Source organism: Pedobacter psychrodurus (genome assembly GCF_004331735.1).
GTDB classification, from domain to species: domain Bacteria; phylum Bacteroidota; class Bacteroidia; order Sphingobacteriales; family Sphingobacteriaceae; genus Pedobacter; species Pedobacter psychrodurus.
Window position 1 is genome coordinate 242,278 of the sequence record NZ_SJSO01000001.1, and the last position, 25,405, is coordinate 267,682.

17 protein-coding genes, 1 tRNA gene and 1 pseudogene are annotated in these 25,405 nt (G+C 37.1%); 3 read left to right on the plus strand and 16 right to left on the minus strand.

Going from position 1 to position 25,405, the window contains the following annotated elements; all coding sequences use genetic code 11:
* Positions 1 to 35: 35 nt before the first annotated feature.
* Positions 36 to 647: a GIN domain-containing protein gene (locus EZ456_RS01035; protein WP_131526516.1), complete on the minus strand. Its 612-nt coding sequence runs from the start codon at positions 645 to 647 to the stop codon at positions 36 to 38.
* Positions 648 to 1,271: 624 nt separating this feature from the next.
* Between EZ456_RS01035 and EZ456_RS01040 the strand changes: the two genes are divergently transcribed.
* On the plus strand, positions 1,272 to 1,595 hold the full coding sequence (locus EZ456_RS01040) for a helix-turn-helix domain-containing protein (protein ID WP_131526518.1): 324 nt from the start codon (positions 1,272 to 1,274) through the stop codon (positions 1,593 to 1,595).
* A gap of 398 nt (positions 1,596 to 1,993) precedes the next feature.
* Here the strand turns inward: EZ456_RS01040 and EZ456_RS25760 are convergent.
* The 8 genes and pseudogenes from EZ456_RS25760 to metG form a co-directional block, all read right to left on the minus strand.
* Positions 1,994 to 2,155: pseudogene (locus EZ456_RS25760) on the minus strand (HipA domain-containing protein); the annotation flags it as partial.
* A 184-nt stretch (positions 2,156 to 2,339) separates the two neighbouring features.
* Positions 2,340 to 2,822: a type II toxin-antitoxin system death-on-curing family toxin gene (locus EZ456_RS01050; RefSeq protein ID WP_131526520.1), complete on the minus strand. Its 483-nt coding sequence runs from the start codon at positions 2,820 to 2,822 to the stop codon at positions 2,340 to 2,342.
* Positions 2,823 to 2,824: 2 nt separating this feature from the next.
* Positions 2,825 to 3,874 (minus strand): DNA-binding protein, encoded by a 1,050-nt coding sequence (locus EZ456_RS01055; protein ID WP_131526522.1) that lies wholly within the window; start codon positions 3,872 to 3,874, stop codon positions 2,825 to 2,827.
* A gap of 364 nt (positions 3,875 to 4,238) precedes the next feature.
* Entirely contained in the window at positions 4,239 to 4,835 is a 597-nt protein-coding gene (locus EZ456_RS01060) for a site-specific integrase (protein ID WP_131526524.1), read from the minus strand.
* Positions 4,819 to 5,025: a phage integrase SAM-like domain-containing protein gene (locus EZ456_RS25765; protein ID WP_165501201.1), complete on the minus strand. Its 207-nt coding sequence runs from the start codon at positions 5,023 to 5,025 to the stop codon at positions 4,819 to 4,821. The genes EZ456_RS01060 and EZ456_RS25765 overlap by 17 nt, the downstream gene beginning before the upstream one ends.
* A 45-nt stretch (positions 5,026 to 5,070) precedes the next feature.
* Positions 5,071 to 5,508, minus strand: a complete 438-nt coding sequence (locus EZ456_RS01065) for an Arm DNA-binding domain-containing protein (protein ID WP_131526526.1) — start codon at positions 5,506 to 5,508, stop codon at positions 5,071 to 5,073.
* 312 nt (positions 5,509 to 5,820) lie between these two features.
* A tRNA-Arg gene (locus EZ456_RS01070) sits at positions 5,821 to 5,892 on the minus strand.
* A gap of 196 nt (positions 5,893 to 6,088) precedes the next feature.
* Positions 6,089 to 8,197: a methionine--tRNA ligase gene (metG, locus tag EZ456_RS01075; protein WP_131526528.1), complete on the minus strand. Its 2,109-nt coding sequence runs from the start codon at positions 8,195 to 8,197 to the stop codon at positions 6,089 to 6,091.
* Positions 8,198 to 8,213: 16 nt separating this feature from the next.
* On the opposite strand from metG, the gene EZ456_RS01080 reads away from it, so the two are divergent.
* Together EZ456_RS01080 and EZ456_RS01085 are read left to right on the plus strand one after the other, a co-directional pair.
* A complete protein-coding gene (locus EZ456_RS01080; RefSeq protein ID WP_394343134.1) occupies positions 8,214 to 9,137 on the plus strand; it encodes a S66 peptidase family protein in 924 nt (307 codons plus the stop codon).
* Between the two features lies 1 nt (position 9,138).
* Positions 9,139 to 9,546: a DoxX family protein gene (locus EZ456_RS01085; protein ID WP_131526529.1), complete on the plus strand. Its 408-nt coding sequence runs from the start codon at positions 9,139 to 9,141 to the stop codon at positions 9,544 to 9,546.
* 64 nt (positions 9,547 to 9,610) lie between these two features.
* Here EZ456_RS01085 and EZ456_RS01090 read toward each other — a convergent pair whose 3' ends face one another.
* The 7 genes from EZ456_RS01090 to EZ456_RS01120 all read right to left on the minus strand — a co-directional run bounded on the left by EZ456_RS01090 (position 9,611) and on the right by EZ456_RS01120 (position 25,200).
* Entirely contained in the window at positions 9,611 to 10,063 is a 453-nt protein-coding gene (locus tag EZ456_RS01090) for a hypothetical protein (RefSeq protein WP_131526534.1), read from the minus strand.
* An 8-nt stretch (positions 10,064 to 10,071) separates the two neighbouring features.
* Complete coding sequence (locus EZ456_RS01095; RefSeq protein ID WP_131526536.1) at positions 10,072 to 11,547, minus strand: SusD/RagB family nutrient-binding outer membrane lipoprotein; 1,476 nt, start codon at positions 11,545 to 11,547, stop codon at positions 10,072 to 10,074.
* An 18-nt stretch (positions 11,548 to 11,565) separates the two neighbouring features.
* On the minus strand, positions 11,566 to 14,694 hold the full coding sequence (locus tag EZ456_RS01100; RefSeq protein ID WP_131526538.1) for a SusC/RagA family TonB-linked outer membrane protein: 3,129 nt from the start codon (positions 14,692 to 14,694) through the stop codon (positions 11,566 to 11,568).
* Positions 14,695 to 15,037: 343 nt separating this feature from the next.
* Positions 15,038 to 16,507: a RagB/SusD family nutrient uptake outer membrane protein gene (locus tag EZ456_RS01105; RefSeq protein WP_131526540.1), complete on the minus strand. Its 1,470-nt coding sequence runs from the start codon at positions 16,505 to 16,507 to the stop codon at positions 15,038 to 15,040.
* A gap of 12 nt (positions 16,508 to 16,519) precedes the next feature.
* A complete protein-coding gene (locus EZ456_RS01110; RefSeq protein ID WP_131526542.1) occupies positions 16,520 to 19,666 on the minus strand; it encodes a SusC/RagA family TonB-linked outer membrane protein in 3,147 nt (1,048 codons plus the stop codon).
* Between the two features lie 842 nt (positions 19,667 to 20,508).
* Positions 20,509 to 22,014, minus strand: coding sequence for a RagB/SusD family nutrient uptake outer membrane protein (locus tag EZ456_RS01115; protein WP_131526544.1), 1,506 nt, complete (start codon positions 22,012 to 22,014; stop codon positions 20,509 to 20,511).
* Positions 22,015 to 22,041: 27 nt separating this feature from the next.
* Complete coding sequence (locus EZ456_RS01120; RefSeq protein ID WP_131526546.1) at positions 22,042 to 25,200, minus strand: SusC/RagA family TonB-linked outer membrane protein; 3,159 nt, start codon at positions 25,198 to 25,200, stop codon at positions 22,042 to 22,044.
* Positions 25,201 to 25,405 lie beyond the last annotated feature (205 nt).

Consider the following 25,405-nt stretch of genomic DNA (forward strand, 5'->3'; position numbering starts at 1 on the left):
CAAACAGACAGCTCTAATTGATCTTAAAGAAGTTTCTATTTTGCTAAAACCATTGCATTCTGCTCCGCTTCCATGATCGCCTCAGAAGCATATGATTCTGATTTAAGACTGGCAAAGTCAGCTAACTTTACATTTTTCATGTTGCTTGCGATCATTGTACTTTGATCAGCGGTACCGTTTAATTTTAACACCGCATCATCCTTAACGATAGTATATAAACTGCCTGCTGTAGTTTTGATCTTAGCTGTAGCACTTTGTCCTAAAAATAACTGTAGGTATTTTACATCGAAATTATTGCTGGTAACCACAACCGATTGACCATAAGCTTCAATTCTTTCCAAATCTTTTACGGTAATATTAAGTGTTACCTGACTTGTTTCCAAAGAATTGATAAATAAGGTTTTTCCATCAGTTGATACTGAGGTTTTTGCAGCATCATAGTTGCTCGCACCCTCTATATTTTGTTTGTCACCTTGGGTTAAGATGACTTTAACGTTCCCGCTTACCCAGATCCTGTTGAATTTTGATAATGAAGAAGTTTTTGTTTCTGCTTTAATTGGCTCAGCGGCAAAAGTTGCCACCATTGATGAAGTTAATACTACTGCTGTTAATGCTGCTGCGAATATTGTTTTTGCTAAGGTTTTCATATATTTTAGGTTTTTGCTATTGTTTGTTATTAAGACGCAGCCATACATCAAACGTTGCAGGCAAAAACCCTGTATTATACCAGCACTAATAACCACTAGACCAACGCCTGTAATTTCTAGACGAACCGTTACGAATTCAATAGCCAGATTTGAATAAATCGAGCGTTTGTATCTATACCTATGTTTTGGCTTTTAAAAAATGTGGTAATGTTCATTTTATTAGTCTGTTCACGTATCATGAACAGCTTGATTTCTTGAACACATTATACTATACCCTATAGGGTATAAGCAACACTTCAATGCGCCAATTTATACCCTATAAGGTATATTAGTTTTTTTAGCGCGTTTTATATTCATAATGGTATAAATATGTTAGAACTAAACCAAATTGACCCCAATTTCGCCAAACTTATTTTTTCGAATAAATATTATTCTCATTGTTGTAAGTGTTTGGTGAAAAACTGCCAAATAAACTGGATTGTGCATATTTTAGCATATCAGCGATGACTCCTCTTTTTCAAGTAATGGAAAACATAGTCAATAGCCATAAATGATTGTGCCACACTTGGCTTATTTTGCTTAGTATTTTGTGCATATTTGTTATAAACGCACAGAATATTAAGCATGAAATCTAAAAAACCAGCATTATTTCCAAAACATAAAAAAATCATGGAGATTCTTGGAGAAAACATTAAGCTTGCTCGAAAGCGCAGGGGTCTTACCATTTTGCAGATGGCAGAAAGGGCTAACGTAAATCGCAATACCATAACAAGTATTGAAAAGGGAAGTCCTAATGTTTCAATCGGTGCTTATTTTAATGTGCTCCGCACAATGAACCTACAAGATGATTTTCTCAAGCTGGCTGAGGATGATGAATTTGGGAGAAAACTTCAGGACATAAAACTCTTAGTCGGTTTAAAAGGCACAAGTAAATTAAAAACCAAGTAGTTCATTAAATATCTTGCTAAGGCAAGAATAAATCATCCATTGTGACTTGGCTTTGTACCATGCTCTTAGAACAAGCTCCTCTCTGTCCATTTAATAGGGTGAAATGTTAAACTAATAAGCAATGTTCTGGTCTGAATCTGAAGTGGTCATAAATCCAGTCAAATAAGAAAACATAGAAAAAGTACGCGAGGAACGGCAGAAAGTGGAAAAAGTTAACATTTCCGAATCCCAGTCAAATAAGAAATATAGATGCAATAGGAAGAAACAGCAGGAACGGTAACAGTGGATATTCCGCTCTATAGTTTGCCGCTGTTCCCCTAGAAATATTAACACCTATTCTTCCGTCGTCATATAAAGAGGTTCATATTCGTGCAACAAGGATATTCGCGATTCGCGAATTAAAAATATCTTAGACTAAAGACACCATATATGATATCTACAATGATTAACATCAAGATGGGCGACAAAATCCATCCTTGATCGCTTAATAAGAAACCATGGTTCCTCAAATGATCATCAGTATTGGATATACATATATTGAAAACTATACTTCTCCAGAGTTGCTCTAGATCCTATTGAGGATTAGCACCGTGACGATTGATGAATTGAATTCTTCAAGATCGAGATAACTGATGCCGCTGGCGTGGTCTACTCCATCTTGCTGTCCCAATAATGTCATGCTGAAGCAAAATTTATCCCAAAAAGCATATTATCCATCGGTTATTGGACTAAACTCTTTACTGATTAAAATAAATCGTCATCAGCATCTTCCTCAGAATTTTCATCATCTGGAAGTTGATTAGCCAATGCTAGTGCTATTTCTACCTTTAGTTCCTCCTGGTAATCATGCTCGTAAATTATAGAACTGATTATAGCATACAACAATTCCTTTGAAATAAAATTTGCGGCGACATATACCGCATAGTTTTCCATTTCCCTTATAAATTTGGTTATACAATAATCTAGGCCGTTAATTTCCAAGAAATAACTAGTTAGCACAATAGAGGAACGTTTATTTCCATCAACAAAAGCATGATTTTTTATGATTGAAAAACACAGATAAACCGCTTTATCATGAATTTCCGGATAATAAATATCATTGGTCATATGTTCCAAGACACTATCCATCAAGCCCAAATCTTTATAACCATGCCTACCACCACTTTTTTCAATGATAAAATCGTGTTCCTTAACAGCATGGCTAAGATCAAAGTAAAATAACCCCATGTCTATTTGTCTTTTAAACGAATAAATACATCCATATTTTCTGTTAGCCTTTCTTCTAGCGACTTACTTTTTTCGCCTAAAAATTTCTCAAAATCCTCCGGACTGACTGCTGATATGTATTCATTCAATTGCTCATGAAGTGCATCTCTAAAAGCCATATCTCTACTAGCCATCAAACTTCTAGCCTTTTCCTTTAATGGTTGAAAAGCCATATCTGTTGTGCTTTCAAAGTCCTTAAATAATTTGTTCGCCTCGGAAAGTCTTAACTTTTCACCTTTTTTTTCAAATTCCTTTCTTAACAAGTCTGCAAATCCATTTTCATAAGCTGAAATCAAATCAAGAACCTCAGAATACATTGTTGAACGGACACTTTCACTATTACTTAGTTTCAGGATTTGTCGATACTCTTTTGCATTTTCTTTGAAAATACACAAGTAAATTTTATCGGTTAATTGTGAATATTTGAATGTATAATCACCTATGTAATTGTCTAAAGCATTTGTAAATTCCTGCCTATAGTTAAACTCACGGAGTGCAGCGGGAACGTATGATTCCTCCCGTTGATTTACAAATTTGGTTGTACCACCTAATTTTTTGTTAAGGACATCAATTACAATATCCAGAATCGCACCACGAACCTGCTTTGCCTTTTCAGATCCCTGTAGTAGCATTGCGACATTCAAAAATGCTTTGAATGTAAAAACGTTCAAACTAGTTGCACGAGCCCCAACTAACTCATTTTCTTCATCATCCATCAACTGAGGGACATTGATGTCCTTCAGTTGTGAAACTAAATCTTTGAATTGTTTCAGCCTTACACCAGCAAATACCTCTTGTCCGCTTTGTTCCAGCTCCATTCTGTTTACTTCCAATAACCTGTTGATTGTACGAATATCAACATGGAAATAATTAGCTATCTGCTGCTTGGTATAACGGTACTTCTGCTCGAAAAGCACGCCTTCAAAATCCAGGCTACCGTATAATTCTCTAAGAGCAGCGCTATTATTCAAAATATTCTTCCTGTCTACAACTGAATTGGGTAAATCTTTCATAGGATAAAGTTAGTTTTATTTTAGGGGATTACTGATATAGCATATCCTTTTATGATAAGGGAATTACCATTAATTAGGCTCAATATTTAAGTCTAATTAATGTTTAAAATATATATGTTTTTATTTTTTTCATAACTTAAACATATACGTTTATATAAGTATTAGTTACATAAGCCCATATACAAACTAAGCTAGCCTTAAATAATACAAGAAAAGCGAGCTAACCTTAAATTACTATCCATTTTAAGATTATCTCACTCTTTGACCTTAAATATATTACAACGATCCAACTTATTATTATGTGGCGAAATCAGTGGAAAAGCTCTTCATAAAACAGCAAATGTGTGTATTAACTAATATCAATTTACCTAAATAGTTTCATAACTTTCATATCACCAGCATCCTCTTCTTCTTCCTTATTGCGCTCCAAGAGTTTTTCCTGTAATGCAGACATCTCAGTACTAACTTTCGTATCGATAACCTTCGCATAATGCTGAGTTGTTTTCAAGCTATTGTGCCCAAGCATTTGGGATACGGTCTCAATTGGAACACCATTGGAAAGCGTAATAGTGGTTGCAAAAGTATGCCTGGCAAGATGATAAGTAAGCACTTTAGTGATGGTACAAAGATCTGCGATCTCTTTCAGGTACCCATTCATCCTCTGGTTGGTGAGCACTGGCAACGCCACTTTTCTCCATCGGCATATCCTATGATTTTTATACCGATCAAGAATTACTTTCGCCTCATCCAACAGAGGGATGTGACAGGGTATTTCCGTTTTCTGCCGTTTGATGAATATCCATAAATTACCGTCATCACCTTTTGTAATCTGATCCAACCGAAGCTGCTTCACATCAATATAAGAAAGGCCTGTGTAACAACTGAAAATAAAAATGTCTCGAACAATGTTTAAGCGCTCAAGAGGAAATTCCCTGTTTTTGATCCTATCCAACTCTTCCATATTTAGAAAAGTCCTTAGCTTTAGCAGTATTGCGATAATTTAAAAACGGATTCCCGACTATCCACCCGGCACCCAAGCAATACAGCATGATTTTTTTCAGGTGAACAATATATTTCCGAGCAGACATTGCATTATTTCCTCGCTCTATCCTAAGGAATAATTCATAATCGGTGATAAATTTAAAATCCACCTTTTTGATGTTAATATCCTGAACCTCATATTTGAGCTGAATAAATTATTTAACATGTCTGATGGAACTTTGATAGGTTTGAAATGTACTATAACTGTATCCTTTACCAATCAGTTTTTCCATATTATCATTGTGCTTCTGATAAACTCTCAGCAGGCTATGGTTAGACGAATTCTTTCCGGTAAGATGATCCCTTAAGATCACCGCGGTCACCTCATCATCCTTTTCCACAAGAGTGGCATGAAACCGTCGAACTTTTGAGGCTAACGTATCCAGATAATCATTAAGTTCCCGGATCTCCTCGCGCAAGCCGGTGCCCTTCCCTTTAAGTGCCGACCAGAAGCTGGGAATAATTTCTCTGCCGACAGAATATTCCGAATGCTTTCCCTTCACAGTAATCCGTAAATAGATGGGCATCATCTCGCCCTTGATAAAATTTTTTGGTCTTTTCAAATAGAATAAAAGATGAAAATTGTAACTCATAATGATACATTTAAAATTAAACAAATGTACATTTGAGCCAGTGAGTCATCAAGATGTTCGTTAGTCGAACGAGCTGTAAATCAATATCTTACAAAATAATCCAGCACCCGAACATTTAGGAATAATTCTGGTTTTGATATTTAAATCAATACACTGATCTACAGGGCTTTACAAAAAATAGTCAGTTTTCGACTCACTAAAATTAACCATTCAGAATGGTCGAAAACGAGTCTTAATGTGTTATAAAAACCAAAACAAAGTCTTGAAAATCAACGATTTGCGCGACAATGTTCTGGTTTGAATCTAATGAAGTGGTCCCGACGAGAATCGAACTCATATCTAAAGTTTAGGAAACTTCTATTCTATCCGTTGAACTACGGGACCATTTGTTGCGCAAATATAACAAAAGTTTTCTCGCAAGAGAATTCATTTTAACAAGCATTTATATAAAGGAAATTGCCTTTAAAAACATCAAAAATTAGTTATAACAGATGCTCATTAGGTTTGTTGCATCGGGATATGTAAAAAAAGCCATTTGAAAAATTAATCAAATGGCTTTGTATTTTAATGCAGGTAAACACTATCTAATTACACTACCCTCTTGGAACTTTTCTACAGGTGCCACAAAAGTGAGTTTACCTTCGGCATTTTCGGCCATTAAAATCATGCCTTGCGATAAAATCCCTTTAATTTCTCTAGGTGCCAGGTTAACAATCATACTTACCTGTTTGCCTACAATATCTTCGGGTTTATAATATTCGGCAATACCAGAAACCACAGTTCTTTCATCAATACCTGTATTTACCGTTAACTTTAACAGTTTTTTGGTTTTCTCTACCTTTTCTGCGGCTACAATAGTGGCTACGCGGATATCCATTGCCGAGAAATCGTCAAACTGGATATTTTCTTTTGCCGGAACAGCAACTACATTATTTGCCGCATTACTGGCCTTGCTTTGGTTGAGTTTCTCGATCTGGAAGTCGATCTCGGCATCTTCAATTTTATCAAACAATAACACAGCTTCTCCAATATCGTGACCACGTTTTAACAGGTTCACCGTACCCGCATCATCCCAATCATGACCGCCATTTTTGAGCATCTTCATTAACTTTTCGGCTGTAAATGGCAAGAAAGGTTCGATCAGGATCTGGATATTGGCCGCTATTTGAAGTGCAATATGCAAGATTGTTCTTACGCGGTCTTCGTCGGTTTTAATCAGTTTCCAGGGCTCGGTTTCGGCCAGGTATTTATTCCCTAAACGGGCAACGTTCATTACTTCTGATAGCGCCTCTCTAAAGCGGTAATTTTCTATAGATGCAGAGATTTTAGCTGGGTAACCCGCCAATTCATCAATCACAGCTTGATCTACCTCAGCAATTTCCATACAGGTTGGTACCGAACCACCAAAGTATTTATGCGTAAGCACTACTACGCGGTTTACAAAATTCCCGAGTATAGCTACCAGTTCGTTGTTGTTTCTTGCCTGAAAATCTTTCCAGGTAAAATCGTTATCCTTAGTCTCAGGGGCTGTTGCTGTTAATACATAGCGCAATACATCTTGTTTCCCTTCAAACTCTCTTAAATACTCGTTTAACCAAACTGCCCAATTTTTAGAAGTCGATATTTTTTGTCCTTCTAAGTTTAAGAATTCGTTTGCCGGCACATTATCAGCCAAGGTATATTCGCCATGTGCCATTAACATTGCAGGAAAAATAATGCAATGGAAAACGATGTTATCTTTACCGATAAAATGAACCAGTTTGGTTTCGTCGCTTTTCCAGTATTCTTCCCAACCACATTTATCATTTTCGAAACTGCTGATGTAATATTCTTCGGCTTTAGGATTCCACACATCGAGTTTAGCATAGTTACAGAGCTCTTTGGTTGCAGAAATATATCCGATAGGGGCATCGAACCACACATAAAGCACTTTACCTTCAGCATCGCGAAGCGGAACACGCACACCCCAATCTAAATCTCTGGTCATTGCCCTTGGCTGTAAGCCAGCATTTAACCAACTTTGGCATTGGCCGTAAACATTGGGGCGCCATTCTTTATGGCTTTCGATATAAGTCCTTAAACGGTCTTCATATTTATCAAGAGGCAGGAACCAGTTTTTAGTTTCCTTTAAAATTGGTTTATCGCCTGATAGGGTCGATTTTGGATTGATTAAATCGGTTGCATTAAGTGTAGAACCGCAGTTTTCGCACTGATCGCCATAAGCATTTTCGTTACCGCATTTAGGGCAGGTACCGGTAATGTAACGATCGGCTAAAAATTGTTTTGCAGTGGCATCGTAATATTGTTCGGTAACCTCTTCTGTAAAAACACCTTTATCGTAAAGGGTTTCGAAGAAATCGGCAGCCGTTTGGTGATGGGTAAGCGATGAGGTACGGTGATAGATATCGAAAGATACACCAAACTCTTTAAAGGAATCGCCAATAATCTTATGGTACTTATCAACCACCTCTTGAGGGGTAATTCCTTCTCTTTTGGCTTTTAAAGTAATGGGCACACCATTTTCGTCAGATCCACAGATGAACTTTACATCGCGTTTATTCGACCTTAAATAACGGGCATAAATATCTGCAGGGATGTAAACACCAGCCAGGTGCCCAATATGAACCGGTCCATTGGTATATGGAAGCGCTGCAGTTACGGTATATCTTTTTATTTTACTATTATCCAAAACAATTTTTATTAATTTGGCAAAGATAAGTGTTTTGAAGATGATTAAGCAGCCCCCGTATTTAAAAAAAGGAGATAAGATTGCCCTGGTATGTCCGGCAAAGAAATTACCCAAACCTATAGACCATGCCATAGCACGATTGGAAAGCTGGGGTTTGGAGGTTATTATTGGCGAAAGTGTATACGCCAGTCACCACCAGTTTGCAGGAACCGATGCTTTAAGAACTAAAGACATTCAGCGTTTTTTAGATGATCCATCCATAAAAGCGATTATTTCGGGTCGTGGTGGTTATGGTACCATCAGGATTATTGATGACCTGAACTTTACGGAATTTAACAAGAACCCTAAATGGTTTGTAGGTTTCAGCGATATTACCGTTCTGCTCTCGCACCTTATTGCACAATGTAATACACAGTGCATGCACGCACAAATGCCCTATACATTTGATGAATCTACAGCAGATGCTTTACTTTCTTTACAGAAGGCTTTATTTGGCGAAAAACAGACCTATTCTTATCAAAGCGCGTTTAAAAATCGGGCAGGAGAGTCGACCGGGGTTTTGATTGGTGGCAATTTAAGTTTGCTTACCATGGTACAGGGCTCGGTTTCGGAAATGGATTTTACAGATAAAATTCTCTTTTTGGAAGACGTTGGCGAGCAAGAATACGGCATAGACCGCATGTTGCGTATGCTGAAAAGGGCGGGTAAGCTAAAAGCCTTAAAGGGTCTAATTATCGGTGCTTTTAATGAAATTGAAGAAGAAAAGATTTCTTTCGGGCAAACGGCTGATGAAGTAATTTGGGATATTGTTAAGGACTATGATTTTCCGGTCTGCTTTAATTTCCCAACGGGACATATTGATAATAACCTCAGTATGGTTTTAGGTGCTGAGGTGAACTTAAAAGTAGAAACAAACAATGTTCAATTTAAATATTTATAAGATGGCGATTTTAGATAATTTAGGAAAATACCGCAATACAGGCTTGTTGCTGCTACGTATTGGTTTAGGCGCAATGTTTATTATTCATGGTTTCCCGAAACTTGCGGGCGGCCCAACCGGCTGGACTGGTTTAGGAGGAAGTATGAAAGTAATAGGCATAGACTTTTTACCTATATTTTGGGGCTTTATGGCCGCCGCTACCGAAACCTTTGGTGGTTTCCTTTTAATTGTGGGATTGTTTTTCCGTCCGGCGCTAATCTTATTAATCTTTACGATGATTATAGCGGCACTGGTTCATTTTGGCAAAGGAGATGGATTACAAGGTGCCAGCCATGCGATTGAATTGGGCATTGTTTTTTTCGGATTGATTTTTATTGGCCCGGGGAAATATAGTGTGGATAAGAAATAAGCTTAAATTCCTTCAGTTTAAAAAGAAAGGCCTGGAAAATTTCCAAGCCTTTCTTTTTAACAAATTATCCGGTAATGTTAATGGTAAAAAAGCGTTTTACTGTCTGTCCATTACCAAGGGTGGCCGTAACGGTTAAAACAACTGCCCCACTTGTACCAGAGGTTGGGAGTGGAGCATCAGCCGCACCACGTAAATCTTTTACCAGTTTAGTAAAGGTGTAAGAACCACCACTTACTGTAGCCGTGCCCAGATTGTTAACCACTGTACCTGTTGGCGTAGTAAACAAAAGTGTTTTTACATCTCCACTATAAGTAATTACAATTTTTACAGTCCCCGTTCCTTTTATCAGAGGGGGTGTAGTACTAACATAACTTGAATATGTGCCCGATACCGTATTTAAGTTACCATCAAAAGTAATGGTAGCGGCTGTATCAACTGTTTCAGGTTGCTTTGGATCTTTTTTGCATGAGGCCAAGCCTAAAATTGATGCAAATAATATGATTAAAATTCTTTTCATAGTTATAATTATTTATCCCAAAATACAGATTTTACAAATACTGAAGGTCGGGCCGGTGTGTTAGGATTGTAACTTCTTTCGTTAAATGAGTACGGTAATATACGCGGAATGGCTGTTGCAGGAGACACTGGTGAGAGTGAAGGAAAACCTGTTCTTCTCCAATCGGTCCATGGTTCTATAGCCACCCCAAAGTTAGATACAAATTTTTCTTCAATAATTTTTTGGAGTGCATTACCTGTAATTACGGTTCCATTGGCTGAAGCCAGATAAGTAGCTAAACCGCTATTTACTGCTGTAGCTTCTGCAGCATCCGAAAATTCCACGGCAGAAGCAAACGAGGCGGTTATACCTGCTTTATAATAAGTATCTGCGGTAACCAAATCGCTTCCGCCATTGGTTCTGGCATAATATTCTGCTAATATTTGATTTTGCTCAGCAAAAGTTAACATTCTTATAGGCGCCTCACCAGAATATGCGCCTGCAGCTAGCTTTCCTCTTATATAAGTGCTCATTCGGGAGAACGCAGTACTTACCACTACATCACCATTGCCATTTGTGGCACCCACATAAACTCCACCTTGTAAAGTGAAAAATGAATTTCTTCTGCTATCGCTCTTTGCATTCATGATATCCACCAATGTTTTACTTGGAAAAAACTGGTTTGGCCTTGATCCTTCGAATTGGTGAATAGGGTTGGTCTGATTGGCTGAAGTTAAAAACCGCATTTGAAAATTATCAGCATTTGTTCTTAACAACTTGTTGGCAGCAAGAATAGCTAATATTCCTGTTTTGGCCTTAGTTGCATCAGCAGCTGTAGCATTTGTAGAGAAATAATGAATATACATCCGCAATTTCAATGCATTACCAAAACGCTCCCATTTATCCATATCGCCACCATAAAATAAATCATCGGTGGTTGGTGTCAACAAAGATGCTTTTTTAATATCAGCAATACCTTCGTCAATTAAGCCAAACAAATTATCATAAATGGTAGAAGAGCCATCGAATTTGGGTTTTAAGTTTGTTTCGTAACCAATGGCTTCTGAATATGGAAGATCTCCATAAGCATCAACATGCGTTTGATAAACATAGGCTTTTACCAGCTCGGCAACACCAGCATATTTAGGGCTTGTTGCTTTGGTTTTTTCGATCACTTTCTGCAAATCTGCCAATGTTCCTGCAAAAGTAGCACCCCAGGTATTATTGATATCGCTTTCACCTACTGCATATTTATCATATTGAGTAGGTTGGGCGGCGCCACCACCCTGTGCAGCAAATTGTTGCACCCATAAAGAGGTAAACCGATGAATATCAGACCCCATTGTAAAGCCCACTCTACCTTGTGCTGCAGGTAAAACCAAACTTGCGTCTGGATCTTTTAATCGTGTAGGATCATCATTAATGTCTACAAATTTCTTGCACGAGCTCAGTCCTATCATGGCTAACGCCAATCCAAAAACTATTTCTTTTATATTAATTTTCATATTTAAACTCTCCTAATACTAAAATGATAATTTTAAAAATCCACCATACGTTCTAGTTTGAGGCTGGCCATTATACTCTATACCTTGTCCATTACCAACACCTAAAAGGTTATTCTCTGGATCTAAGTGAGGAAAATTAGGCGCATACATCAAAAGATTTCTTCCCGTTAGCCCAACATTAATTCCTTTTATAAATTTAAGTTTGGTTAACAATTTGCCAGGGATACGATAAGATAACGTGGCTTCACGTAATCTGATCCAAGAACCATCAAAAACGGCATATTCTTGCGCTGCTGCTGAATATAAATCGCCATAATACTGCTCCGCTGTAATTAAGGTATTGTTCGGTGTGCCATCTGCGTAAACGCCATTATGTACATATAAACGATCTCTGTTGCCGGTTTCGGCCGCAACACCGTATCTTCTTAAATCGGTAATTGTTCTAGAGTAAATATCGCCGCCATAACGAATATCTGCAAATAAGCTTAACGATAAGCCTTTATAAGAGAATGTTGTATTTACACCACCAGTCCATTTTGGATTTGGATCGCCTATTGGCTGTAATTCTGTTGTGTTGATCTGGCCAGAGCTTAATCTACCATTTGCATCAACAACATCTTTACCGTTAAGTTTCTTAAATACCTGCCCAAACAGGGTACCATATTGATATCCGGTAACGATACGGCCTTGTGGATTTGTAAAACCACCATTACCGATAAAAGGTACACCTGGCGCTAACTCTACAACCTCATTTCTTCCTTTAGTAAAGTTTACGGATAGATCCCAGTTAAAATTTGTAGATCTTATCGGCGTTCCACTAATCAACAATTCAATTCCATGAGCTTTTAAGGTTCCTGCATTTAGCAATGTGCTTCCAAAGCCTGAAGATGGTGCGCTTGGAACAGAAAATATAATGTCGGTACTTTTTGTACTATAGTAGGCAATATCAATGCTTAATCTATCTTTTAAGAACTTAGCTTCTAAACCAATTTCTTTTGACGCAGTAAATTCGGGTTTGATATTAATGTTACCCGCTGCATCCGAATAGGTTTGCCCATTTACGCCATTAAATGGGAAAATTAAATTTGGCCCAAAACCATCAGAAGGGCCTGCAGTACCAAAATAGGTGCCGGTACTGTAAACTGGTGCTTCTCTACCTACTTTCGCATAGTTAGCCCTGATTTTCAAATAAGTTAAAATATCATTTTTCTTTAACTCAGGGAAAGCCTCGGTAGCAATGAAACTGGCATCAACCTTAGGATAAAAATAACTTCTTTTATCTGGAGCAAATGTTGAGGAAACATCTCTACGTCCTGTAAACGACAGGTATGCAAAAGATTTATAATCTAAACTAATATCGGCATATACCCCAACAAGACTTTGTTCTGTTATCGCTTGAAACGGAACATAAGTTAAGGTATTAGAGATATTGTAATTATGGGCAGCCTGTATACCATTACCAGTAACCTGAAGCTGATCTAATCTTCTGTAGTTAATCTCGTTACCCAATAAAAATCTGGCGCCAAAATCTTTTAAGAATCTTTTATTGGCTACTAAATTGAAGTATGAACTTACTTCACGTCTGTTTGTTGTATTATCTATAATAGAACCAGCCCTACTCGCTGATTGGTTATTATTAGATGATTTCTCATTAATTGTTTTCGATACATTGGTGTATTGATCTATACCAATTTTATAATTAGCACTTAACCAGTCTGTTATTTTATAATCAAGGCCAGCATTACCGATTACACGGTCTATTTTTTGTTTAAACAGGATATATTTGATAGACCATAACGGATTATCTGTTCCTAAAATATTGTAATAAGTATAGCCTGCATTGGGAACACGGCTTGTAGGTATGTTATTTAAACCAGCAGGGGTTTCGAAAGGATAATTTGCTAGATTATATGTTCTAGGTAATGTAGCACCATCAAACAAAGGGTTCGATCTTGCATTTCCTGTAGGTGTACCTACAGAATTATTACGAATATATTGTACAGAAGCACTAACGGTAAGCCTTTTAGTTAATTCTGTATTGGCATTAACAGTAAAGTTGTTCTTTGCTAAAGTATTGTTGTCTATATATCCGTTTTCTTTAAAGTTTCCGTAGTTAAAGTAATAAGCTGTTTTATCGGTTCCACCAGAAAACGTCACGTTATTCTGCAAGTTATAACCTCCTTTAAATATATCCTTAACATTATCTGGATAAGCGGTAAGGGTTTCAGGGTTACCGAGGTAATTGGTCACTGTTTGCCCGGTTATCTTAGCTCCCCACGACATTTGAGAAAAAGAATCGTATAGACCATTGGTTCCTTGCGAGTATTCGTTCTGATAATCTGGCAAACGATTAACTTCTATGTAGTTGTAGTTACTGCTTAACTCCACTCGCCCAGTTTGGCCTTTGTTTCCTTTTTTAGTGGTTACAATAACAGCTCCAGCAACGGCTCTTGAACCATACAGTACTGCAGCAGCAGGTCCTTTTAAAATGGTTACAGATTCGATGTCATCCTGATTTAGATCAATACCTCTGTTTGAGTTTGTACTACCAGTATTAACACCTTGCGCACCCCCACCATTATCTATAGGAATGCCATCCAGTACCCATAACGGTTGGTTCGATCCCGTAAAGGTTGTGGCTTGCCTGATATTAATGTTTGATGATGCACCAGTTGCACCACCTGTTGATAGGATTTTTACACCAGCAACTTTACCGGCGAGTGCGTTAACCACATTGGTTGAACGACCAGCTGTTAAATCGCTGTTCTTAACTGTAGTAGTCGCATAACCTAATGATTTGGTTTCGCGTTTTTGCCCTAATGCAGTAACAATTACTTCAGATAAAGATTTGGAATCTGTTTCTAAAGATGCGTTTACTACGCTACCTCTAATGGCAACTTCTTGTGTAGAATAACCTACAGAAGAAAAAATTAACGCTTTGGCATCGGCACTTACCTTAATAGAAAATTTACCTGCCGCATTTGTAGAGACACCAGAGTTGGATGCGTCTTTAATTCTTACACTTACGCCAGGGAGGGGTAATCCATCTTCCTGAGCCGTAACTGTTCCAGTGATTGTTCGATCTTGCGCTATTGCTGAGGTGGCAATAAATAGCAATATGAACAAACTTTGTAGAAGTTTTTTCATAAAAAATAATTTAGTTTAGTTAATAATAATCCAAGATATGATTTAGTATTCTGTAATGCAAATTTTACAAGCTTTAAATCTTTAGCCATTGACAATGTCAAAGTACTTATAACAAATAGGTTACCTTTATAAGTTAGAGTCTAGTTTTAAAGAAATGATTGCTATTATTTAGATGGGTATAAAAAGATACCAGCCAGGTAAAGAATTAGAGGCATTGTTTTTTTTTTAGATTGATTTTTATTGATCCGGGTAGATATAGTGTGGATAAGAAATAAACGATTATTAGATAAAATAAGAAAGCCCGCCGAAGAAGTTCGACGGGCTTTCTTATCAAGGCATAAAATTAATTCTGAACAATTAATTTATTGTTTTGAACTTCATTAGCCGATATTGGCCAAACATAACCTGCAGTATTAAATGGAATTGCAGGAGCAGTACCTTGAGATCCACTTTTTGCAACGAAGCCCGCTCCTAATCGCATTACGTCTGGAGATCTTAATCCCTCGCCTAATAACTCTATTCTTCTTTCGGTAAGAATAGTATTTTTAAGATTCGCAGGTAATAAATCTGCTGCAGGAAAAACATACCCAGGATTAGCACGTTGCCTAACCGCAGTTAGCAATGCGATAGATCTTACAGGATCGGTTACCACCGTAGCTTCTGCTAAGTTTAATAAAACCTCAGCATATCTAATTACAGGAACATAATCTGTATATGGAGATGGTCTCTTAAACTTGGTTAAATAGGTATTAGCGCCCGAAACTGTTGTTAAACTTTTTCTAGCATCAGTTGAAGCGGCTGCAAAAGCTGCATTACTAAAAATCCCGGTAGGGTTTAAGAAAAACTCTTCATTACCACCTGCTCCATTCGGAGTAACATTATAGTAATATGCCAATTGATTTTGTGTGCCAGGAGCATCAAGATCGGCCATAGGCAAAGTTAATGCAACTTCAGTAGCCGTTGCATTACCAGTATAAGTTCCGCCAAAAAGCGTAGAAACATTACTTTCTAACTTCAAAGGAGCACCCGTTGTAGCTTGAAATGGAGCTGTTGCACTCACAATCTTATTTGCTTCAGTTACTACAGCGGGCAAATTGCCCATTGAGAGGTATACCCGGGTTTTAAATGCAATTGCGGTATTTCTTGATGCCCTAGTTGCAGTTAAAGTTAAAGCTAAATCGGGCTCGGCCTCGTTTAAGTCTTTTAAAATTTGGGTATAAACTTCTGCTACTGTACTTCTTTTTAAATCGTTACCTGTTAAATCCTTTTCGCCTCTAAGTCTCAGCGGCACGCCCAAACTAGCACCGGCATCGGTTATATAAGGTTTAGCATATAACTGCAATAGGCTATAATAGCATAGGGCACGCAAAAATTTGGCTTCAGCAACATATTGTTTTGCTAATGCAGGGGTAAGTAAAGATGAATTGGCATTTACGCCTTCGAGAACCAGGTTAGCCCTGTTTATCGCAGCATAAACTGCACCCCATAAATTAACAACCTCATTGGTGTTCGAAGTTAAATTGAACCTCCAGGTATCTAAACCTGTTACCCCGTTTGGTTTGTTTACAATAAAGTCCTCTCCGCGGATATCGTTATAGATTAAGTATCTTCCTCCGTAAAATTGACCATTTTTTACTCCTGCATAAATACCATTAACCTGAGATAAAATTCTTGAAGGATTTGAAAAGGCATCTTCAATAGGCAAGGATGTATCGGGTGCGGCATTTAAGAAATCCTTTTTACATGATGTTGCAAAGAAAAACGGTGCGACAAGAAAAAGGTATTTTACTTTATTATTTATTTTAATTTTCATGATCTCTAATTTTTAAAATCCAACATTAATACCAAAAGTAAATGTTCTGCCTGATGGCACAGAGTTTCTATCTACACCAGGAGCAAGGTTACCACTATTTCCAGTTGCTGTAGAGTTTCCGTTTACAGAAACCTCTGGATCTGGTCCTGGATAATCTGATATAATCCAAAGGTTGCTAGATTGAGCATATACTCTAATGTTCGAAACGCCATATTTACTTAAAAGTGTTTTTGGCAGTGTATAACCCAAAGCTAAGTTTCTAACTTTTAAGAAATTACCAGAGAAAACATTTTGAGATTGTGCAAAAGCTGATCCATTTGAAGTATTATCTCCATAAACCAAACGAGGAATATCCGTTACCTGTCCAGGGGTAGTCCACCTGTTCAACACACCTGCTTCATTGTTCCAAAAACGTTGATCGCGCAGCCCTGCTAATGATCCATAATAAATTTTATTACCGCCAGAGAAAGTTAAGCCCAAGGTAAGGTCGAAGTTTTTATAACGGAAGTTATTGTCAAGACCGCCAAACCATTTCGGAATTGAAGGTCCGTCAATTACAGCATCAAGCGCGGCATCAATTGCAGGTGCATTTTGACCTGCCTTAGGCCCATCAAGGTATTGATAACGGGCAGCTGTTGCTCTTTGGAAACTGAATCTCAATTTTTCACCATTTCTATTGATAAAAATTCTTTCTCCGGTTGCGGGATCAACTCCAGCTGTTTGTACGGTATAAATTGATCCGATTGGATAACCTACACGAGTAATGTTTGCTGTTTCTAAAGAGGTGGCACCAAAAAGATCTGCATTGTTATTACCTAAGGCAGTAACTTCATTTTTTAGTGTACTAAATGTAAAAGTGCTCGACCATGTGAAATCATCAGTATCGATGTTCCTCGAATTTACAGTGAATTCAAGTCCTTTATTATACATTTTCCCAACGTTTGTTGTGATGGCATTACCTGGAACACCTTTTGAAGGTGCCTGAGGAGCATTTTGAACCAGATTATCGATATTATTATGATAATAATCAACCTCCAAAGAGAACCTACCGTCTAAAAACTCTAAATTAACACCAACATCCGCCTTTTTACTGGTTTCCCATTGAAGATCAGGATTACCCGCCTGAGCGAATGATAACGCTGCATCAGATCCGTATAAACCTGGATTATACAAAAATAGAGAAGGATAATTACCAATATTAATGTTACCAACCTCGCCATAACTACCACGCAATTTAATACGGGTCAATACTTTGCTTAAGCCTGAGTTTTTATAAAAACCTTCCTCAGAGATTGCCCAACCTGCTGAAGCACCTCCAAAGTTACCATACTTATTACCTGCTGATAAGCCAGAATAACCATCTCTTCTGAATGAACCAGATAAGTAATATTTTTTCTTATAGTCGTAGCTTAAACTTCCGAAATAAGACCGGAATGAATTATCGCCTTGTACTAATCCCGATGGGGTAATAATACCAAAGGCGCCTTGATATACTTTAATGAAAGGATCAATTACGTTTTGTCTGGTAGCGCCATAACCATCCGATTTTGTTTGTTGATCTTCAGCACCAATTAAAGCGCCTAAGCTATGATCGCCAAAGGTGTTTGCATAGTTTAGGGTATTAGACCAGTTCCACCTTGCATTCTTAACAAAACTACTGGTAGCACCACCATTATAAGCAACACCATCGCCCTGTAAACGGTTCACAAAAGCGTTATTATCGATCTTTAAATTATCTAATCCGTAAGTCGTTTTAAAACTCAATCCTTTAACCAATTGAATAGAGGCATAAACATTAGCAATAATCCGATCACTTTCTGATGTATTTTTATCCTCATTTACCAGAACTGCAGCATTTGGATAATTCGAAGCAATTGTATTTGCGCCTAAACCAACAGCATTTCCATTCATGTTATAAGATCCATCTTCATTATAAGCGGCAACGTTAGGGGGCAATACAATAGCTAACCTACCCAAACCTACAGTTGAAAAGGTTTGCCCAGGAAGCGAGCCCGTGTTTGGAGCACGGTTCATGGTATTACTATAAGAAAAATTAGTTCCGATAGTTACATTCTTAAATAACTTATGATCTAAATTTACCCTGCCATTTTTTCTTTCGAACGAATTCCCCAAAATAAAGCCTTCTTGATTGCTATAACCAAGCGAAACATAATATGATGTTTTTTCGTTTGCTCCAGAAAAGTTTAAGGCATGGTTTTGAGATGTCGCCGTTCTATAGGCATAATCATACCAATTGGTTTCTACCTGAGATCCATCTGATTTTGTTTGTAGAAAAAACGCTGGGGCCTGGCCGATATTAGTTCTAGACTCATTTTTGATCTGAACATATTCTGCCGCATTTAATAAAGGAGTTAAGTTTTGAGCCTTTGTAGAACCCACCCATCCTTCATAGTTAATTTTAGTACTGCCTTGCTTTCCTTTTTTTGTGGTAATTACGACAACACCGTTGGCTGCTCTAGAACCATAGATTGCAGATGATGCCGCATCTTTTAAGATATCGATTGATTCGATATCAGCAGGGTTGATGTCTCCCAATGCATTACCTGCTGCACTGTTGGCCGATTGATCGCCTGTAAATACAGGAATACCATCAACAATGATTAAGGGATAAGAACTTAAAGAGATAGAGTTAAAACCACGCACCCTAAAAACAGGAGGATTGTTCAGTACGCCGTTTGGCTGAATGATGTTTACACCTGCCGCTTTACCTGCTAATGCTTGTTCAAAACTCTGAACAGGTAAGTTTTTAAGTTTTTCACCACTTACACTCGCTATTGACCCGGTAACATCTCTTTTTGATTGTGTGGTATAACCGGTTACGACTACATCAGATAATGTTTTAGAATCGCTTTTTAACTGTACGTTAACCACATTACTACCGCCAATAGCTTTTGTTTGGCTTAAGAAACCTATATAAGAGAATTCTAGTGCGGTTGCTTGGTTGTTCACTTTAAGTGAATACCTACCATCTGCACCTGAAGTGGTTCCGCCAGTTGCACCTTTGATTTTTACACTTACGCCAGGGAGTGGTAATCCATCTTCCTGAGCCGTAACTGTTCCAGTGATTGTTCGATCTTGCGCTATTGCTGAGGTGGCAATAAATAGCAATATGAACAAACTTTGTAGAAGTTTTTTCATAAAAAATAATTTAGTTTAGTTAATAATAATCCAATATATGATTTAGCATTGTGTAATGCAAATTTTACAATTTTAAATTTGCATTATTCAACCGAAATCAAAGCTTGTAAAGAGCAGATTAGCTTCATTTAGCCAAAAAACCTGCTTTTTTGTTAAAATTAAAGGAAATAATATTTGTTAATTGAGTAAATAAAATCGCAATCTACAATTGTGGTGGTTCTGCCAATTGTAATTTGACTTTAACGATTATGCCGGAAAAGAAGGATAGATAATCCCTTCTCACAGGGATTTTAGCAACAATTCGATCGTATGTTATTGCTAAGGCTGCAATAAACGGCCATACAGGCGAACTCCGTAGAGGTTTTTTCATAAAAAATTTTAGTTTAGTTAATAATAGCTCAATATATAACTAAATATAACCCTATGCAAACTTTGCAACATAAAATATTTAATGTTTTTTCATAGAAAAGAGAAAAAAAATCAATTATTACAAAACACAAAGCTTAAATAGGCAAAATATTGAAAGAAATGAATAATCCAACGAAATTCGCACCTGTTTTAAAACAAATACAATTACATTTAATAGAGTGTGAATACTTGTAAAGTATCCTTAATTAATAACCCCTGATACAATAAATCAGTAGAGTTTTACTCTTAAGTATTTCGTGTTGGGCTATATATAACTCGTTGAGATGGAGCTGTAAGCATTTTGTAATAGATGCATAAAAGATCCATTAATATCTATTTTAAGGCACTGATGGTTAATTGGTCTACATACAATAACCTATTTCAAAAAAAAGGAGGCTATTTAGGCCTCCTTCAAAATTTAATTATTTTTTTTATTATGGATTTTGTGGTCCAATATTTGGGTTGGCGTTTAATTCCGCACGTGGTATAAGGAATAAGAATCTTGGATCACCAGCAGGAATTTCCATAACGTTAGCCACAGAAGTAGCAACATAATTTGGAACAACAGTCCTATTTAATCCCTGATTTAAACGTTTCAAATCTAAATATCTAAAACCTTCTCCCCAAAGTTCAGTTCTGCGGTTAACCATAATTTCATTGATTAATGCTGCACCAGTTTGAGTAGATTTAACTGCGCTTAAATCTCTTTTAGAGACAAAAGTGAATAAAGCCGTCTGAGCCAATGCATCTTGAGTATTTCTAGCATAAGCTTCCGCTAAAATTAAATGCATTTCAGCACTTCTCATCCAAGGCACATCGCCTAAAGATGGATCTCCAATTGCTTTAACAGAGAATTTTCTAGTCATGTATGGTCTTCTAGTAAATGTAGTAAGAGGCAGTGGAAAGTTAGTTGCATTTGGCGCAGGTTCCCACATTTTCTTTCTTACATCTGTAGCAGAAATCAGATCGTACAACGCAGAGTTTATCATCTTCGGCGTGCCACGCTGATAACTTGAATTTGCATTATAAGCAATCTGCGCATAAAAAGATCCGAAAGTATCACCTTGCTCTGTTGTTGGGTTTGAACCCCACATATATTCTGATAAGGCAATATTATTGAAACCGGTTTGGTAATCTGCTTGACTCATTAAGGGAAATAAATTACCGTCAATTACTTCTTTTGCATATTTGATTGCAGTTGGATAATCTTGCATAGTTAAGGCCACCCTGGCTCTTAAACCTTTAGATACCCATACTCCAGCATGTGTTTTGTTAGGAACAGTTGTTACGTTTAATGCAATAGCAGCATCTAAATCAGCAACAATAGCTGCATAAACAGCTTCTACACTTACCCTCGGCATTCTTGTATCGGTAGATTTCAACGGAAGTGGAACTGCTAGCTGATTATTTGGCTTTGCAGCTGCATTATACCTAGTTCCGTAAAATTGCACCAAATAAGAATAAGAATAAGCTCTAAGAGTTAAAGCTTCCGCTTTTATTCTTGCTTTTTCTGCCGGTGTACCTTCTGCAGCGTCGATATTATCGATGATGTAATTGGCATTACCGATCATTCTAAAAAATGTTCTGTAATAATATTCGTTACTTCCAGCGTTATCTGTACGAGCTGCCAGATAATTCCCCTCACCTGTTGAGGTAAACCATGTAGCTGCAGCTTGGTGTAAATCTTCACCCATAAAGTCGATTCCTAACAGGATACCGGCAACACCTGGTTTACCTTGAACATTACTGGTTGTTGCAGTCGTTCTTTCGAACATATAACGATAAATACCATTCAATGCAACACTTGCGTTAGCAGTACTTGAAAATATAGCCGTGTTATCTACTCTATCAGTTGGTTGAGTTTGAAGATATTCTTTTTTACAGCCTGATCCGGCTAAAATGGTAGCGGCTAAAATTGCTGAATAAATTATCTTTTTCATATCTATTTTGATATTAATATTTAAAACTTAAAAAGAAGCATTTAAACCTACACTTAGGATTCTTGCTTGTGGGTACACATTAGCATTTGTTCCATCGAAAGATTCTGAAGGATTTAACCCTTTTCTTTTTGAGAATAAATGTAAATTTTCGCCCGTAACGAACAATCTCGCATTGGAAACATCAATTTTCTTCAACCAGTTTTGAGGTAAGCTGTAAGATAAATTAACGTTACGAATTGCCAAGTACGATGCATCAATTAGCCATCGTGTTGATGTTGCATTGATGTTAACAGAGTTACCAAAATCAGCTCTTGGAATGCTACTTGTAGTGTTCGTTTGTGTCCAAGCACCAAGTAAATCTTTATGCAAAGCAGATCCATAAGAACCTGTACTCATTAAGCCTTGATAGTTACCATCGTAAAATTTACCACCAATCTGATAGTTAACTAAAACAGATAATGATAAGTTTTTATAAGAGAATGTGTTTGTAAATGATCCCATTAAATCTGGAATAGCAGATCCAGAACGATCAAAAACTGCATTTGACTGATTAATAGTGTACTCCACACCATTTACAGTTCTTTTATTTGCTGCTGCGATTGTCTGCGTTGGATCAGGAATATAAAGTGCGGCACCATCTTTAGGGTCAACACCAGCATATTGTCTCAACCAAAACTGATAGTAATCATATCCAACCTCTCTTCTTTTTGTTCCACTAACAAGAGTTGGTGTTTCAGCTGGCAATTTGGTTACTTTATTTTTAAGGAAAGTCCAGTTAGTAACTAAATTCCATTTAAAGTCTTTTGATCTTACGATATCAGCACCTAATAAAATCTCCACACCTGAATTATACATTGAACCAACATTTTGGTTAATTGATGTAACTGGATCAGAAATTGGTTGAGGAACACTAAATAATAAGTCATTTACTGTTTTCTTGAAAAACTCTACCTCACCATAAATTCTTCTTTTAAACAAAGAGAAATTAACGCCCGTATTAAATGTATTTTGAGATTCCCACTTCAAATTTGGATTTGCAGTAGATGCTAAAAGTGCTCCTGGCTCTGAACCGTTGTTCCATCCTAGATCATAAAATGCTCTATCTAAATAGTAACCATCTAACAGGTTATTACCAACTTGACCATAAGATGCTTTTAATCTTAAATCATCGATCCAATTAACATTGGTCAAGAAGTCTTTGTTTATCGACCATGATCCACCTACTGAGAAGAAATTTCCCCATCTTGTGTTAGAACCTAATCTAGAAGAACCATCACGTCTTAAAGACGCATCAAAGAAATATTTTTCTTTGTAGTTGTAGCTGGCTTTTGAAAAATAAGATTCAATTTTATCGTTATCAGCTTGGCCACCTGAACTATTTGCAGTTACAAAGTTTGGAAATTCTGTGTTACCTTGTAAAATTAAACCTGTTCTACTTGCATTAAATGTACGGTAGTTATAATCATAGTTTTCGTGTCCAATTAATGCGGAGATTGTGTGATCACCAATTGTTTTATTGTAGTTTACGATTTGGTTGAAAGTATATGATCTAATGGTGTTGTTACTTTGAGATTTGTATCCATTCTGAGTAACACCATCTCCAACAATCGGATTCCAGTAAGTATCTCCATTGTTATTTCTTAGATCGATACTGAATGTAGGCATGAAAGTGAAGTCTTTTAAAAATTTAACTTCGACGAAAGTTCTTGCACTTATTTGATTTCTTCTTGTTAAATACTCATTCAACATAGTTTCGTAAACTACATGCCTACCAGGTGAAGCACCTTGAGGACGAATGATCGCACCTGGGTGGTTACCATAATCATACAATTGCTCACCCGTTAAATTATTGATGATTGGTTTTCCTGTAGCATCGAAAGCGTGAACGGGATAAATTGGACCAATACCTCTAGTGAAGGAAAATGCGTTTATGAAACTAGCTCCACTACCAGTAAAAGAGTCGTTAGCCGTGTTGGCCGTAGTCATCGATCCTGAAATATTTAAACCTGTTCTTAGCCACGGCTTGATTTGAGAATTTACGTTGATACGAGCATTGAAACGTTGAAAATCAGATTTGATATTAAAACCTTGATCATTTAAATAGCCCATTGAAACGAAAAAGTCCGATTTTTCTGTTTTACCAGAAAAACTTAAATTAGCATCGGTTCTTTTTCCTTGTCTTGCCATTGCGTCATACCAATCAAAATCATCATATAATAATGATGCATTAGGATTAAGTTTGCCATCAGCACCCACAACTTGGTTACCTGGTACATTAAATGGGTTGTAAAATAAGTTAGTAAACACATCTGTTGAAGCTTTTGTAGAAGCAGCAGCTTCAGAAAGCGCAGGAGATGCATTATACATTAGGTTATTTTTAATACCCTGCCATACTAACGGATAGTACTCGTATGCATTAACACGCTCGTATTCTGGAATTCCTCTTTCTGAAAAGCCCTGAACAATACTTGCGTTAACCGTTGGCTGTAAAGATTTACCTCTTTTAGTAGTAATGATAATTACACCATTCGCACCTCTTGAACCATATAAAGCAGATGATGACGCATCTTTTAATACAGAGATACTTTCGATATCATTTTGGTTAATATCGCCAATACTTCCATCGTAAACAGATCCATCTAATACATAAAGCGGTGTGTTTGATGCAGAAAATGAGCCAAAGCCACGAATTCTGATTCCGGCAGAGCTTCCTGGCTGACCATTAGAAGCACCTACACTAATACCCGGAGCCGATCCTTGTAGGGCAGCTGTAACATTGGTTACTGTTCTGCTTTCTAAATCTTTAGAATTAATGGTAGAAACCGAACCTGTAATAGATTCTTTTTTCTGAGTACCATAAGCCACAACAACCACATCAGCAAGACTCTTCGAATCAGAAGCTAATCCCACGTTCAGGGTGTTGGATGAAGGAACATTGACTGTTTTACTTGTAAAGCCGATATAAGAAAATTGGATTGCTGTAACCGCAGAGCCGATTCGCAGGGAGTATTTTCCGTCAGCGCCTGTTACTGCTACTGCTTGCGAGCCAATGGCCCTAACACTTACACCTGGAAGAGGGATGTTATCCTCAGCAGATGTTACTGTTCCGGTAATTGTTCGTTCTTGAGCTATTGCATTAAATGCAAAAAACAAAAGCACAAACAAACTTTGTAGAAGTTTTTTCATGAAATTTAAGTTAGTTAATGATATAGTTATTTGAAGCGCTAAATATAACGCAGATAACCAACAATTTAACAAAGTTTAACAAACCAAACTTGAATGATGACTTTATTTTGACAATATTATTGTCTGATTAAAAAGGCGGAATTGGGGAAATTTTCTACAAATGCAGGATATTTATAAACGCTTATAATCATATTTTATCCTAAAA

Bases quoted from the DNA above. Each gene is read 5' to 3' on its own strand.
- EZ456_RS01035 (WP_131526516.1), bottom strand. From the start codon at position 647: ATGAAAACCTTAGCAAAAACAATATTCGCAGCAGCATTAACAGCAGTA.
- EZ456_RS01040 (WP_131526518.1), top strand. From the start codon at position 1,272: ATGAAATCTAAAAAACCAGCATTATTTCCAAAACATAAAAAAATCATG.
- EZ456_RS01050 (WP_131526520.1), bottom strand. From the start codon at position 2,822: ATGGGGTTATTTTACTTTGATCTTAGCCATGCTGTTAAGGAACACGAT.
- EZ456_RS01055 (WP_131526522.1), bottom strand. From the start codon at position 3,874: ATGAAAGATTTACCCAATTCAGTTGTAGACAGGAAGAATATTTTGAAT.
- EZ456_RS01060 (WP_131526524.1), bottom strand. From the start codon at position 4,835: ATGGAAGAGTTGGATAGGATCAAAAACAGGGAATTTCCTCTTGAGCGC.
- EZ456_RS01065 (WP_131526526.1), bottom strand. From the start codon at position 5,508: ATGAGTTACAATTTTCATCTTTTATTCTATTTGAAAAGACCAAAAAAT.
- EZ456_RS01085 (WP_131526529.1), top strand. From the start codon at position 9,139: ATGGCGATTTTAGATAATTTAGGAAAATACCGCAATACAGGCTTGTTG.
- EZ456_RS01090 (WP_131526534.1), bottom strand. From the start codon at position 10,063: ATGAAAAGAATTTTAATCATATTATTTGCATCAATTTTAGGCTTGGCC.
- EZ456_RS01095 (WP_131526536.1), bottom strand. From the start codon at position 11,547: ATGAAAATTAATATAAAAGAAATAGTTTTTGGATTGGCGTTAGCCATG.
- EZ456_RS01100 (WP_131526538.1), bottom strand. From the start codon at position 14,694: ATGAAAAAACTTCTACAAAGTTTGTTCATATTGCTATTTATTGCCACC.
- EZ456_RS01105 (WP_131526540.1), bottom strand. From the start codon at position 16,507: ATGAAAATTAAAATAAATAATAAAGTAAAATACCTTTTTCTTGTCGCA.
- EZ456_RS01110 (WP_131526542.1), bottom strand. From the start codon at position 19,666: ATGAAAAAACTTCTACAAAGTTTGTTCATATTGCTATTTATTGCCACC.
- EZ456_RS01115 (WP_131526544.1), bottom strand. From the start codon at position 22,014: ATGAAAAAGATAATTTATTCAGCAATTTTAGCCGCTACCATTTTAGCC.
- EZ456_RS01120 (WP_131526546.1), bottom strand. From the start codon at position 25,200: ATGAAAAAACTTCTACAAAGTTTGTTTGTGCTTTTGTTTTTTGCATTT.